1 protein-coding gene is annotated in these 364 nt (G+C 69.8%); it reads left to right on the top strand.

Annotated elements, in window-relative coordinates:
* Positions 1–364 (top strand): AMP-binding protein (locus ADL08_RS13555; protein ID WP_159048498.1); only part of this gene is annotated, 364 nt, incomplete at both ends.

Here is a 364-nt window from a genome sequence, read left to right on the forward strand (position 1 = left end):
CGAGGCCGCCTCCCCGGCCCACGTGCACAAGCTCCAGCGGCTCAAGCCCGGCATCGAGATCGTCAACGGCTACGGGCCCGCCGAGTCGATGGGCTTCACCACGACTCACCTCATCGAGGCCGCTGATCAGCCCCACACCGTCGTCCCGATCGGAACCCCGCTCGTCAACAAGGGGAGTTACGTTCTCGACGCCCAGTTGAACCTGTGCCCGCCGGGCGTGACCGGGGAGCTCCATCTCGCGGGTGAGGGGCTGGCCCACGGTTACCTCGGTCGGCCGGATCTGACGGCCGTCCGTTTCGTGCCGAACCCGTTCGGGCCCGGCCGGCTCTACCGGACCGGTGACCTGGCCCGCTTCGACCGGGAG

It is taken from the genome of Streptomyces sp. NRRL F-6492 (assembly GCF_001280125.1).
Classification (GTDB): domain Bacteria; phylum Actinomycetota; class Actinomycetes; order Streptomycetales; family Streptomycetaceae; genus Streptomyces.